Genomic DNA, 11,829 nt, shown 5'->3' on the forward strand with positions numbered 1-11,829 from the left:
AAAGTGGCGGCCGCCGGGGTGTCAACGCGCGTCAGGAGAAGGCGAGCGAGTCCACGACGAAGCGCGCACCGCTGCCGAAGGTCAGATACACGTCCTGGACGTCGCGGGTGGTGGTGATGTCCGCCGGTACGATCTGCCAGCCGGCCGCGCCGGTGTCGCCCACCGAGAAGGAGCCGATCGGCGGGGCGGACGGTGCGCCCAGGCGCACGGTGACCAGCGCACTGGAGCCGTCGGCGCTCTCGTACCGCAGCCTGGTCGCCAGCCGGCTCAGCCCCTGCTCGCCGAAGTCCAGCCGGAAGCGCAGGGTGGCGCCCGCCGAGACATCGGCCCCGCCCCCGCCGGCCGCCACCGCTCCTGCCCCCGAACCGGCGGGCACCGGCCCGATCGCGCTCGGCACGGCGGCGGGGGATGCCGCCGCGTCACCGGTCGCGGGCACGCCGCCGCTCGTACCGCTACCGGACGGGGAGGCGGTGGCGGCCGACAGCCCGGCGGGGGAAGGGGACACCGCGTCGGCGGGGGAGCCGCTCGGCACGGGGAGTCGGCCCGACCGGTCCGGCCGCGGAGAACCCTGGACGGCGGAGGACCGCGTCGGCTCGGGTGCCGGCGCGGTCGGTACCGGGGGCGCAGGCGCGGTGGGGACCACCAGCGGGTCCGGCCGCGGGTCGCCGTCGGGGCGGAGCGCGAGCACCAGGCCCACCAGGACGGCGGCGCAGCCGGCCGCTCCGGCCAGGGCGTACCCGGAGAGCCCGCGCCCGCCCGGACGTGAGCGCCTCGCCGCCGCCCGTTCCCGGCGAGAGGGCGGTTCCGGCGTGCGCGGAGGCGCCACCACATACAGCCGCGCGGTCGGCTCGTCGGTCCGGAGGGGGCCGGTGGGTACGGGAGCGGGGTGGTCCGCCGGGCCGCCGGGCGGGGGAGGGGCGGGGTGGCGCACATAGGGCCGCACCAGCGCCGGGGCAGCCGCGGGGCCGGGGTCGGGGCGGGGGCCGCGGTCGTGGGGCTGGGACATGGGAAGGTGGTCCTTTCGGGGCGCGACATGGCCCAGGCGGCCCGGCCCACGCCGGGTACGGGGCGCCGGTCGATCGGCGGAGGCCGCCGTACGGGACGTGAGCCGTACCGTATGGCGGCGGGGCGCGGCGCCGGCCCCGCCTCAACGCCGGTCGAAGCGGAACCAGTCGAGGTTGACGAAGTCGGCGCGGCTGCCGATGAACGTCAGATACAGCTCATGGATGCCGGTGACCGGGCGGCTGAGGTTCATCGGCACGGTGGTGAAGGCCGCCCAGCCGCCGGTGGAGGAGAGGTCGATCTCGGCGATCTTCGTCCCGGTGCGGCCGCCGAGGCGGAACTCGATGCCTCCGCTGACCCCGGGTGCGGCGCCCGAGGCGAGCCGGCAGCGGACCACCCGGGCGGGCGCGGTACCGAAGTCGACCCGGGCGAAGTGCAGCCAGTCACCCGCGGACACCGCGGACACCTGCCGGCCGGTGGAGCCGGGGGAGGTGTCCGGGGAGCGCTCGACGCGGGTCCCAGACTGCCGGGTGTACGCGGCGGCGGCGATCACTCCGGCGGCCGGCCGGCCGGTCCCACCGCCGGTGGCGGGGTGCGCGGGGATGGTCACCGGGGCGGACGGCGGGGACAGCCGCCCGTCCCTGGCGCGCGAGCGGACGGTGAGTCGGTGGTCCCGTCCCGGCCGCAGCGAGGAGAGGGTCGCGGTGGTCGCCGTGACCGAGGCGGCCTGTCGGCCGTCCAGGCTGACCTCGTACCCGGCGGCACCGGCGGCGCCCTGCCAACTCACCGTGGCCGTGGTCCCCGTACGGGAGAGGACCGTGACCCCGGTGGGCGCGGCGAGTGCGGCCGGCGCCGGCTTGCCCGGGGCGGCGGCGGTACCGGGGGAGTGCAGGGTGACGGTGAGGTGCCAGCGGTCGGGCTCCCGGTAGTGGAAGACCGTGCCCGACAGGTCCTTGCCACCGGCCGGGCTGACGTCGTCGAAGGCGAAGGCGTAACCCCGGCCGCCCTGGGCGATCTCGTGCACCAGCCGGGAGTAGTGGTGGACCGGCTGGTCGCGGTAGAAGGTCCGCTCCGGGGTGTCCGGGTGGATGCCGTCCTCCAGCAGGGTGCTGCGGGCGAAGGCCGCCCCGAGGACGGCGGCGATCCGGCCCTGTTGGGTGGCGTTGATCGCGTGCAGCGAGCCGTCGCAGCCGAAGATGTCGGCCTCCGCGGTCCGCCGGGCGGCCGCCCCGGTGAGCTGGGGGTCGAGATGGGTGCCGGGCCGGGGGAACGAGGCGGGGGAGCCGTCGCTGACGCCGCGGAAGACCAGGCGGTCCCCGGAGGTGTTGCCGGTGACCGTCGTGCCGGGCCAGACCTCGCCCAGCGCGATCCGCAGCCCCGGCCTGCCCTCCCGGTAGCGGTCCCAGACCTGGTCCACGTAGTCCGCGTAGTGGCCGCGGAAGACCCGGGTGCCGAGCCCGTCCAGCTTGGCGGGACTGGTCACCCGTACCAGCCGCCCGCGCTTGTCGTGGACCGGGCAGGCCGCCCAGTCGCCGCCGGCCCTGGCCAGCTCGCGGGCGAGGCGCGCGGTGCCGCCCGGGCCCACCCCGCCGACCTGCTGCACCGGCCCGCTCGCCGGCTCCAGCCTCAGGGCGAGCGGCAGGCCGACGGCGTCCACCATGGAGATGTTGGCCGTGATCCCGCGCTGGTCGTAGGTGAACTCGCAGTAGTCCCACAGCATCTCGTAGGTGGGATCGGAGGGGGTGCCGGGCGCGGGCTGCACCAGCAGTCCGGCTGCCCGGCCGGGGTGCCGGTTGGCGCTGAACGGCAGCTCGCTGTCGAGGGCGAACCACACCCGGCCCGATATCAGCCGCTCCCGCAGGGTCAGGGCCTGACCGAACGGGATGCGGAAGCGCCGCAGGAACGACGAGAGGTCCTGGCCGTCGGCGGACGGGTTGGGCACCGGCACCAGCCGCCCGGTGGCCGGGTCCAGGAAGGCGTGCCCCTCGAAGACCTGCCCCTTCATCAGGTTCGCCGCGATATAGGCGAAGGCCGCGCCGCGGCCGGACTCGTTCACCAGGGTGACCCGGGGGCCGGTGGCCTCGTCCTGACCGGCGAACACCCGGGTGCCGACCCCGGCCAGTACGGCGGCCCCGCCGGCGGCGGAGACGGCGACGAATCTCCTGCGGGCCCACAGCGGCTTGGCGGCTCTACGAGACATACGTGATGCGTCCTTTGTGCTTGGCTGCGCCGAGCCTAGGGACGGGGAGGCGGGGCCGTGTTGACGGTGACGGCCACCGGATTGATCCTTCCGGCCGGTTCTCGCCCCTGGGTGTGGCCGGATCGAGGCGGGGGGCGGAGGCGACCGTGGGCTCCGAACGGCAGAGGGCTCCGGGCATCGTCGGATGCCCGGAGCCCCCGGCCCCGTCACGTCACATCACGTCACGGTGCGCTGGTCACGGCGCGTCGCGGACGGCGCCCTCCAGCGGCTGGCCCACCGTCTGGTCCTGATCGCCGCGGAGGGCGGCGATACGGACATGCTCGACCGGCTCGGCGACCGTGTCCTTGACGGTCGGAACGGTCAGCTCACCGCTGGTCTGACCGGCCGGGATGTTCAGCCAGAGCGACGCGTCCAGCCGGGAGAGCGGGACCGGGGTGCCCGGGACCTCGCCCACCAGCTCGGCCAGCCACTCCCGGTCCACGTCGGCGGTGGACAGCTCCGGGCGGCCGCCGGTGACCGGTTCCAGCTTGCCGAACGCCGAGATGTCGACGTCCGCCGGCGCCGAGAGGGAGGCCCGCCAGGTCAGCGCCGCGCCCTCGGTGACGGAGGCCGCCACCGGCCGTACGGTCACCTTCGGCATCGGGTCGTCGTTCTTGGCGAGGACCCCACCGGACTCCGAGCCCACCACGGCGCCCTGGACGGCCTTCACCACCATGGTCTGGGCTTCGTCCCAGCCGTAGCGCTTGTTGCCCTTGACCTTCATCTGCACCTTGATGCCCTCGGTGCCCGGGCCGACCTGGACCACCCGGCCGGTGGTCTTACCCGTGGCCGAGTCGACGACGTACAGCCGGACCGTGCCCTTGCCCTTGCCGGTGGTACGCACCGGCACCTGGTAGGTGCGGACGCCGGAGTCACCCTCCTTGACGGTCAGCCGCCCGATGTCGACCCGGGTGAGCGCCGCGCTGCTCACCGCCGGGGTCCCCGGGCGCCAGGCCCAGGCGTCGATCAGCAGCGCCTGGCCGGAGCCGGAGCGCGGGACCAGCTCCAGGGACGCCACCTTGGCCAGGTCGAGCCGGGCCCGGACCGCCGCGGTGAGCGGGACCCGCACCTCCTGCGCCCAGTAGGAGGCGGTCCGGTCGGTGCCGGGCAGCCCGTCCACCCGTACGTTGCCGAGGACCGCCCGCTTGCCGGCGGCGTCCTTGACCGCCACGTCGAACGTCGTGCCGCTGCTGTTCGGCGGGACCGCGAGCCGCAGCGCCAGGGACTCGGCGCCCTTGGCGGAGAGCGGCTTGGCCGGGGCCACCCGGGTCGCGGTGCCCGGCTTCTTCCAGGACAGGGCGACCGCCCGGCGGCCGGCCTCGTGCTCCGGGACCCAGCGGGCGAAGTGCGGGGACTGGCCCGGGGCGTTCTCCCTGAGGCAGGCGCTGCGTCCCGGGGCGACCGCGTCGCAGAGCCGGCCGCCGCCGGCCACCGTCACCGCTCCGTCCGGCAGCAGGCCCGCGCCGCGCCCGGCGCCCACCGCGTGGCTGAGCACCCGGGCGGGGTCGGCGGACGGGGCGCGCCGTCCGGTGCCGTCCACCAGCGGGCGCACCCGGTCGTCACCGGCGACGAACAGCCGGGCCGCGGCGGCGATGTAGGTGGCACCGGCCCGGTGCTGCTGGTCCGCGGTGAGGCGGCCGGGGGCCTTCGGCGAGCAGAGCGGGTCGGGGGTCTCGGAGTCGTCGTAGAAGTCGTCCCCGGCCGGTGCCTGGGCCTGGCCCGGCGTCCACTCGCTGTTGAAGTAGTTGTGGTTGGCGCCGACCATGTAGACCGAGCTGTGCAGCGCCTTGCCCTGGCTCACGCCGCGGGTGCCATCCGCGTACACCTGGCCCTGGAGGTCGGAGACATCGCCGTCGCACCCCGGCAGGACGGTCAGCGAGGGCACGTCGGCGACCGGGTTCTGGCCGAAGATGGTGGGCCCGATCAGCACGGTGCCGCGGATGGTCCAGCGGACCTTGCCCCGGGCGCCGTCCTGCGCGGGCGGCGGCGGGTAGAGGCTGTCCATGGCCGCGCGGTTGACGCCCTCGCCGCCGCGCGAGTGCCCGACCAGCAGCACCTTGGAGAGGTCCGCCTTGGGGCCCTTGCGTACGGCCTCCGGCGCGCTCGCCGGGTCGGCCGCCCACTGTGCCCAGCGGGCCAGATGGGTGCGGACCAGCGAGGAGCGGGCCTGGGCGCCGGCGTCCTCGATCTCCCCGTCCTGGCCGTTGATGCCGTTGGCGGAGATCGAGACCGTCACATAGCCCTGGGAGGCCAGCAGTTGCTGGTCGCGGAGGTAGCCGCGGTGGCTGGGGATCGGCTTGCTGCCCTTGGCGCACGGCCAGTCGATGGAGGTCTCCTCCTTCCCGGGCACGTAGCAGGTCGAGTGCCGCCCGTGCAGGAACAGGGCGACGGGCCGCTTGCCGGGGGCGCCCTTCGGCGCCACGACCACCCCGCGCATCTCCACGGCCGCGGGCAGACCGGGCAGCTTGACCGAGGGCAGCGCGTACTCGCCGGTGGTGGTGGCGTACGAGCCCGGCTTGCCCGGGTCCACGGCCCCGGCGGGCAGCTGGGGCGGCAGCGTCACCTTGGGCGGCTTGGCGGCGCGGCGCCCGCGCTTCTCGCCGCCGGGCCCCTCGTCCAGTCGGCGCCCGGCCGCCTGGACCTCCAGGACGCTCAGGTCGGCGCCACCGGCGGCTGCGAGCGGGAGCCGGAAGGTCCGCCCGTCGTTCGCGGCCTCGGGCACGCCCACCAGCCGGCCGTTCGCGTGGAACTCCACCCGGGCGTCGCCGTGCGGCACCGGCCGGGGCGAGCGCCATTCCAGCTGGTCGCCCCCGTCCGCGCCGGTGACCCGCCAGCCGGGTGGCAGGTCGTTCCCGGTGGTGCCGCGCGCCGCGGTGGTGGCGCGGGTGTCGGGCGGTACCGGGTCGGCGTGCGCCACCCCGGGCGCCATCACCCCCGCCACCGTGAGCACCGCCGCCGCGGTGGCCCATGCGTTCCGGCCAGCTATCAAGGCTCCTCCTCAACCCCCGTGGTGGGCGAGCAGATTCGGGGTTCGAACGTGCTCTCGGGCTCGGAGACGGGGAAATCCACCCGGGGGTTGCCCGCAGCGCACGCCGGACCTCGTGGAACCCGCGGCCGGGTCGGAGCCGGGGTCTCGTGGGACCCGCGGTCCGGCCGGGGCCTCGTGGGACCCGCGGTCCGGCCGGGCCCGGACCTCACGGAACCCGCGCCGGGCGGGGGTCGGCCCGCGCGGCCGTCGGGTCCGGACCTTGGGGAACCCGCGGCCGGGCCGGGTCCGGACCTCACGGAACCTGCGACCGGACCGGGCCCGGGACCTCGTGGAACCTCCGGCCGGGTCTCGGTGGCCCACCGCGACCGGAGCGTCGGGGCGGGGGGTACGGCCGGTCAGGCGGGGCTGTTCTCCCCTGGTCAACTCCTCTGCGCGGTGGGCACAGACCCCTCCCGACCTGCGCTCCTACGGTGAACTCACCACCCCGGGCCCGGCACATCGGCCGGAGCCCCGATGACTTCACCGGAGGTGAGCGACGTGACCAGCATGCCGGTTGCCGGCCTGGTGCCGTCCGCGGGCGCCGAGGAACCCGCCGACCTGCTGATCCGCAACGCCCGGTGCCACACCGGCGACCCGGCCCGGCCCGAGGCGCGCGGTGTCGCCATCCGCGGCGGCAGCATCGTCGCACTCGGCGACGACCGCGAACTGGCCCCGCTGGCCGGGCCGTCCACCACCGTGGTGGACGCCCTCGGCCGACGGGTGGTGCCCGGCCTCAACGACTCCCACCTCCATGTGATCCGCGGTGGCCTCCACTACGTGCTGGAGCTGCGCTGGGACGGTGTCCGCTCGCTGCGGCAGGCGCTGGCCATGCTCCGCGAACAGGCCGGCCGCACCCCCAAGGGGCAGTGGATACGGGTGGTGGGCGGCTGGACCGCCGAGCAGTTCGCCGAGCGGCGGATGCCGACGGTCGCCGAGCTGAACGCGGCCGCCCCGGACACCCCGGTCTTCGTGCTGCACCTCTACCAGTCGGCCCTGCTGAACCGGGCCGCCGTACGGGCGGCGGGCTTCACCCGGGAGACCCCCGACCCGCCGGGCGGGCAGATCGTCCGCGGCCGGGACGGCACCCCCAACGGCGTCCTGCTGGCCGCGCCCTCCGCGCTGGTCCTCTACTCCACCCTGGCCAAGGCCCCGACCCTTGATCCCGCCGAACAGCGGTCCTCCACCCAGCACTTCCTGCGCGAGCTGAACCGGTTCGGGCTGACCTCCGCGGTGGACGCGGCCGGCGGCTTCCAGAACTTCCCCGACAACTACCGTACGGTGACCGAACTCGCCCGGGACGGCGAGCTGACCCTGCGGATCGCTTACCACCTGTTCCCGCAGACCGCCGGGCAGGAGCTCGCCGACCTCACCCGCTGGATCGAGACGGTCCGCCCCGAGGACGGGGACGGCTGGCTGCGGCTCAACGGGGCCGGGGAGAACCTGACGTGGGCCGCCGCCGACTTCGAGAACTTCACCGAACCGCGCCCGGAACTCGCCGCGGGATACGAGGGCGAGTTCGAGAAGGCGGTACGGCTGCTGATGGAGAACGGCTGGGGCTTCCGGCTCCACGCCACCTATGACGAGACCATCCGCCGGGATCTCGCCGTCTTCGAACGGCTCGCCGCCGACGGGCTGTTCCCGGCCGGCAACCGCTGGTTGTTCGACCATGCCGAGACGGTCAGCGACGCCAGTCTGGAGCGGATCGCCGCCCTGGGCGGCGGGATCTCGGTGCAGAACCGGATGTCCTTCCAGGGCCGCGCCTTCACCGACCGCTACGGAGCGGCGGCGGCCACCCGCACCCCGCCGGTCCGCCGGATGCTGGACCACGGGATCACGGTGGGCGCCGGCACCGACGCCACCCGGGTCTCCTCCTACAACCCCTGGGTGGCGCTGCACTGGCTGGTCACCGGCCGCACCGTCGGCGGCCTCTCCCTCTACCCGCGGAGCAATCTGCTGAGCCGGGAGCGGGCGCTGGAGCTGTACACCCGCGGCGGGGCCCGGCTCACCGGCGAGGACGGCGTCAAGGGCATCCTGCGCGAGGGGTACTACGGCGACCTCGCCCTCCTGTCCGACGACTACCTCACCGTCCCGGACGAGGACATCCCGCACATCGAGTCGGTGCTGACCGTGGTCGGCGGCCGGGTGGTGCACGCGGCCGCCGAGTACGAGGGGCTGGACGAGCCCCGCGAACCGGTCACCCCCGCCTGGAGCCCGGTCGCGCACTTCGGCGGCTACCAGTCCGGCCCCCGGTCCGCCTCCCTCGGTGGCGTGCCCGGTGCGAGCGGCGCCCGGCAGGCCTCGATGATGGCGGAGGCCGTCGCCGAGTCGGCCCGCCACCACGAGTGGCGGGTGGCGCGGGGGCTGGACCCCGAGCCTCGGCCCGGCGGCTTCGACCCCTGCTTCGGCTCATGAACACCGGACTGCTGGTGCTCCGCCTGGTCATCGGCGTGCTGATCGCCGGGCACGGAGTGCAGAAGATCAGCTTTCACCTCGGCGGACACGGACTGCGGGGCGGGGTGGAGGAGTTCCACGGTGACGGCTTCCGCGGCGGCGCCTTCACCGCGCTGGCCGCCGGAGCCGGCCAGATCGGCTCCGGCCTGTTCCTCGCCGCCGGCCTGCTCACCCCGCTCGCGGCCATGGTCGCCATGGGCGTGATGACCGTGGCCCTCACCGTCAAGTGGCGGCACGGGCTGTGGGTGCAGAACGACGGCTACGAGTACCCCCTGGTCCTGGTGGTGGCGGCGGCCGCCCTGTCGGCCACCGGCCCCGGCGCCTGGTCCCTGGACGCGGCCCTGGGGCTCGCGCCCTGGGCGCCCTGGTGGGCCGCGCTCGCCACGGCCGCCGGGGTGGGCAGCGGGTTGCTGACCCGGGCGGTGCTCCACCGGCCGGCCGACCCGCCGCCGGTGCCCCGGTGACGCACCCGCCCGCCACCGCGACCCACGGCTCACCAGAGAGGCCACCATGAGCGACGATCCCCCCACCATCCCCGGACACCCGGAGCAATCCCCGTCCTCCGGGCGGCACTTCGAGCCCGATCTGCGGCGGATGACCCGGATCACGCTGCGCCCCATCGCCTCACCGATGCCGGTCGGCTTCTTCGCCGTGGCCATCGCCTCGGTCCTGGTCGGCAGCATGCAGCTGGGACTGTTCGGCGAGGGCGCCCACCGGGCGGTGGCGCTGGCCATCCTCCCCGCCTTCGTCCTCCAACTGGTCGTCGCCATCCTGGCCTTCGGGGCGCGCGATGTGCTCGCCGCCTCGCTGATGTCCTGCTTCTCCGGCACCTGGCTGGCCAGCGCATTGGTGCTGGCCGTGGACCCGCCCCAGGGCACCCGGGTGCTCGGCGCGCTCAACCTGGTCTTCGCGCTGTTCGCCCTGCTGATGGCGACCGTGGCGCACCGCAAGCGGGTGATGTGGTTCGTGCTGTGCGCGGCGGTCCCGCGGTTCACCGCGGCGGCGCTGGCCAACCTCACCGGGGCGCACTGGGCCGGCCTGGTCTCCGGGGCGCTGGGCCTCCTCCTCGCGGCCGTGGCGATGTTCGCGGCGTTCGCGCTGATGCTGGAGGACATGACCGGCGAGGAGGTCCTCTTCGTCGGGCGCAAGGGCCCGGCCGGCGAGGCCGTGGACGGCGACCTCTCCGTACAACTGCGCGACCTGGAACGGCAGGCGGGGGTGCGGCGCACCCTGTGACCACTTCTCCGTAACGACCGATGACGACCGATGAAAAACGATGAAAGGTGACAACCGATGTCCGAGACGAGCGATCAGCCCGGCCGCCGGCCGGTGCTGGAGACCGCGGCCGCGGAGTTCGCCGCCGCCACGGCCAACCCTCCCTACCTCTACGAGATCCCCGTGGAGGACGGCCGCAAGGCGGTGGACGAGGTCCAGTCCGGCGCCGTCGCCAAGCCGGAGGTCGACGAGGAGTGGGTGACCGTCGAGGGCGGGCCCACCGGCTCGGTGCCGACCCGGATCGTGCGCCCCGCCGGGCATCAGGGGCCGCTGCCGGTGATCCTCTACATCCACGGCGCGGGCTGGGTGTTCGGCAACGCGCACACCCATGACCGCCTGGTGCGGGAGCTCGCGGTGGGGGCCCGCGCGGCGGTCGTCTTCCCCGAGTACAGCCGGTCGCCCGAGGCCCGCTACCCGGTGGCGATCGAGCAGAACTACACGGTGGCCCGGTGGGTCGCCGAGGAGGGCGCCGCCCAGGGGCTCGACGCCTCCCGCGTGGCGGTGGCCGGCGACTCGGTCGGCGGCAATATGTCGGCGGCGCTCACCCTGATGGCCAAGGAGCGCGGCGATCTGGAACTCGCCCTCCAGCTCCTCTTCTACCCGGTCACCGACGCCTCCTTCGACACCCCGTCCTACCGGGAGTTCGCCGAGGGCTACTTCCTGCGCCGCGACGCCATGAAGTGGTTCTGGGACCAGTACACGACCGACGAGACCGAGCGCGCCCAGATCACCGCCTCCCCGCTGCGGGCCACCACCGAGCAGCTGACCGGTCTGCCGCCCGCGGTGGTCATCACCGCGGAGGCCGATGTCCTGCGGGACGAGGGCGAGGCGTACGCCGACCGGCTGCGGGCCGCCGGTGTGCCGGTGACCGCGGTACGGGTCAGGGGCGTCATCCACGACTTCGTGATGCTGGACGCCCTGCGCTCCACCGAGGGCGCCGAGGCCGCGATCACCCTGGCCGTCAGCGCCCTCCGCAAGGCCCTCTACCAGCTCTGACCGCACCGGATCCGACCCCGCCCCCCGAATTCCCACACCCAGGAGCACCCATGCCCGAGCTGGACCTCGACCAGGTCACCGCCGTCCCCAGCCCCGACCTGCTCACCCCCGACAACGCCGTCTTCCTCTTCGTCGACCACCAGCCGCAGATGTTCTTCGGCACCGGCAGCGGCGACCGCACCTCCGTCATCAACAACACCGTGGGACTGGCCAAGGCGGCCAGACTCTTCGAGGTTCCGGCCGTCATCACCACGGTGGCCGCCGAGTCCTTCTCCGGACCGGCGCTGCCGCAGCTCACCGAGGTCTTCCCGGACCACAAGCTCATCGACCGGACCTCGATGAACGCCTGGGAGGACCCGAACCTGGTCGAGGCGGTCCGCGCCACCGGCCGCCGCAAGATCGTCATAGCCGGGCTGTGGACCGAGGTATGCCTGGTCCTGCCGGTGCTGTCGGCGCTCAGCCAGGGGTACGAGGTGTACGTGGTCGCCGACGCCTCCGGCGGTGTCACCCCCGAGGCGCACGAGCACGCCCTGGAGCGGATGAGCCGGGCCGGCGCGGTCACCGTTACCTGGGTGCAGGTGCTGCTGGAGCTCCAGCGGGACTGGGCGCGCACCGAGACCTACGACGGGGTGATGGACATCGTCAAGGCGCACGCCGGCGCCTACGGACTGGGCGTCGTCTACGCCAAGCACTTCATCGGGGCCCACGCGGCCGGCTGAGCCTCCACCGCCCCGCGGAGACGGCGGTGCACGCCGTGTCGCGCCACTGCACCCCCACCTATGTCGAGGTGGTCTCCACCGGAGCCGCTGCCAGCGCGGGCCGGGCCACCCGCCAAAAC

Annotated in this window: 8 protein-coding genes; 5 read left to right on the plus strand and 3 right to left on the minus strand. The window is 74.7% G+C overall.

Annotated elements, in window-relative coordinates:
• Positions 1 to 31 precede the first annotated feature (31 nt).
• From ABZ945_RS19280 to ABZ945_RS19290, 3 genes are all read right to left on the minus strand, one after another.
• The gene (locus ABZ945_RS19280) at positions 32 to 1,006 is read right to left on the minus strand and encodes a carbohydrate-binding protein (protein ID WP_361270735.1); all 975 of its coding nucleotides are present in this window, start codon (positions 1,004 to 1,006) and stop codon (positions 32 to 34) included.
• Positions 1,007 to 1,147: 141 nt separating this feature from the next.
• A complete protein-coding gene (locus ABZ945_RS19285) occupies positions 1,148 to 3,202 on the minus strand; it encodes a beta-1,3-glucanase family protein (protein WP_361270737.1) in 2,055 nt (684 codons plus the stop codon).
• A gap of 235 nt (positions 3,203 to 3,437) precedes the next feature.
• Positions 3,438 to 6,170 (minus strand): hypothetical protein, encoded by a 2,733-nt coding sequence (locus tag ABZ945_RS19290; protein ID WP_361270763.1) that lies wholly within the window; start codon positions 6,168 to 6,170, stop codon positions 3,438 to 3,440.
• A 606-nt stretch (positions 6,171 to 6,776) separates the two neighbouring features.
• On the opposite strand from ABZ945_RS19290, the gene ABZ945_RS19295 reads away from it, so the two are divergent.
• From ABZ945_RS19295 to ABZ945_RS19315, 5 genes are read left to right on the plus strand one after another with little or no spacing between them, the layout of a single operon-like run.
• A complete protein-coding gene (locus ABZ945_RS19295; protein WP_361270766.1) occupies positions 6,777 to 8,681 on the plus strand; it encodes an amidohydrolase in 1,905 nt (634 codons plus the stop codon).
• Positions 8,678 to 9,184: a DoxX family protein gene (locus ABZ945_RS19300; RefSeq protein WP_361270739.1), complete on the plus strand. Its 507-nt coding sequence runs from the start codon at positions 8,678 to 8,680 to the stop codon at positions 9,182 to 9,184. Before ABZ945_RS19295 ends, ABZ945_RS19300 begins: the two co-directional genes overlap by 4 nt.
• A 46-nt stretch (positions 9,185 to 9,230) precedes the next feature.
• Positions 9,231 to 9,956, plus strand: a complete 726-nt coding sequence (locus tag ABZ945_RS19305; protein WP_361270741.1) for a GPR1/FUN34/YaaH family transporter — start codon at positions 9,231 to 9,233, stop codon at positions 9,954 to 9,956.
• A 57-nt stretch (positions 9,957 to 10,013) separates the two neighbouring features.
• Positions 10,014 to 10,991 (plus strand): alpha/beta hydrolase, encoded by a 978-nt coding sequence (locus ABZ945_RS19310; protein WP_361270744.1) that lies wholly within the window; start codon positions 10,014 to 10,016, stop codon positions 10,989 to 10,991.
• A gap of 50 nt (positions 10,992 to 11,041) precedes the next feature.
• Positions 11,042 to 11,710, plus strand: coding sequence for a hydrolase (locus ABZ945_RS19315; protein WP_361270746.1), 669 nt, complete (start codon positions 11,042 to 11,044; stop codon positions 11,708 to 11,710).
• The last annotated feature ends 119 nt before the right edge of the window (positions 11,711 to 11,829 follow it).

It is taken from the genome of Streptomyces sp. NPDC046887 (assembly GCF_040644755.1).
Taxonomy (GTDB): Bacteria; Actinomycetota; Actinomycetes; order Streptomycetales; family Streptomycetaceae; genus Streptomyces; species Streptomyces lichenis.

What these genes read in the sequence shown, in the direction of transcription:
- ABZ945_RS19280 (WP_361270735.1), bottom strand. Translation starts at nt 1,006, where the DNA reads ATGTCCCAGCCCCACGACCGCGGCCCCCGCCCCGACCCCGGCCCCGCG.
- ABZ945_RS19285 (WP_361270737.1), bottom strand. Translation starts at nt 3,202, where the DNA reads ATGTCTCGTAGAGCCGCCAAGCCGCTGTGGGCCCGCAGGAGATTCGTC.
- ABZ945_RS19290 (WP_361270763.1), bottom strand. Translation starts at nt 6,170, where the DNA reads ATGGCGCCCGGGGTGGCGCACGCCGACCCGGTACCGCCCGACACCCGC.
- ABZ945_RS19295 (WP_361270766.1), top strand. Translation starts at nt 6,777, where the DNA reads ATGCCGGTTGCCGGCCTGGTGCCGTCCGCGGGCGCCGAGGAACCCGCC.
- ABZ945_RS19300 (WP_361270739.1), top strand. Translation starts at nt 8,678, where the DNA reads ATGAACACCGGACTGCTGGTGCTCCGCCTGGTCATCGGCGTGCTGATC.
- ABZ945_RS19305 (WP_361270741.1), top strand. Translation starts at nt 9,231, where the DNA reads ATGAGCGACGATCCCCCCACCATCCCCGGACACCCGGAGCAATCCCCG.
- ABZ945_RS19310 (WP_361270744.1), top strand. Translation starts at nt 10,014, where the DNA reads ATGTCCGAGACGAGCGATCAGCCCGGCCGCCGGCCGGTGCTGGAGACC.
- ABZ945_RS19315 (WP_361270746.1), top strand. Translation starts at nt 11,042, where the DNA reads ATGCCCGAGCTGGACCTCGACCAGGTCACCGCCGTCCCCAGCCCCGAC.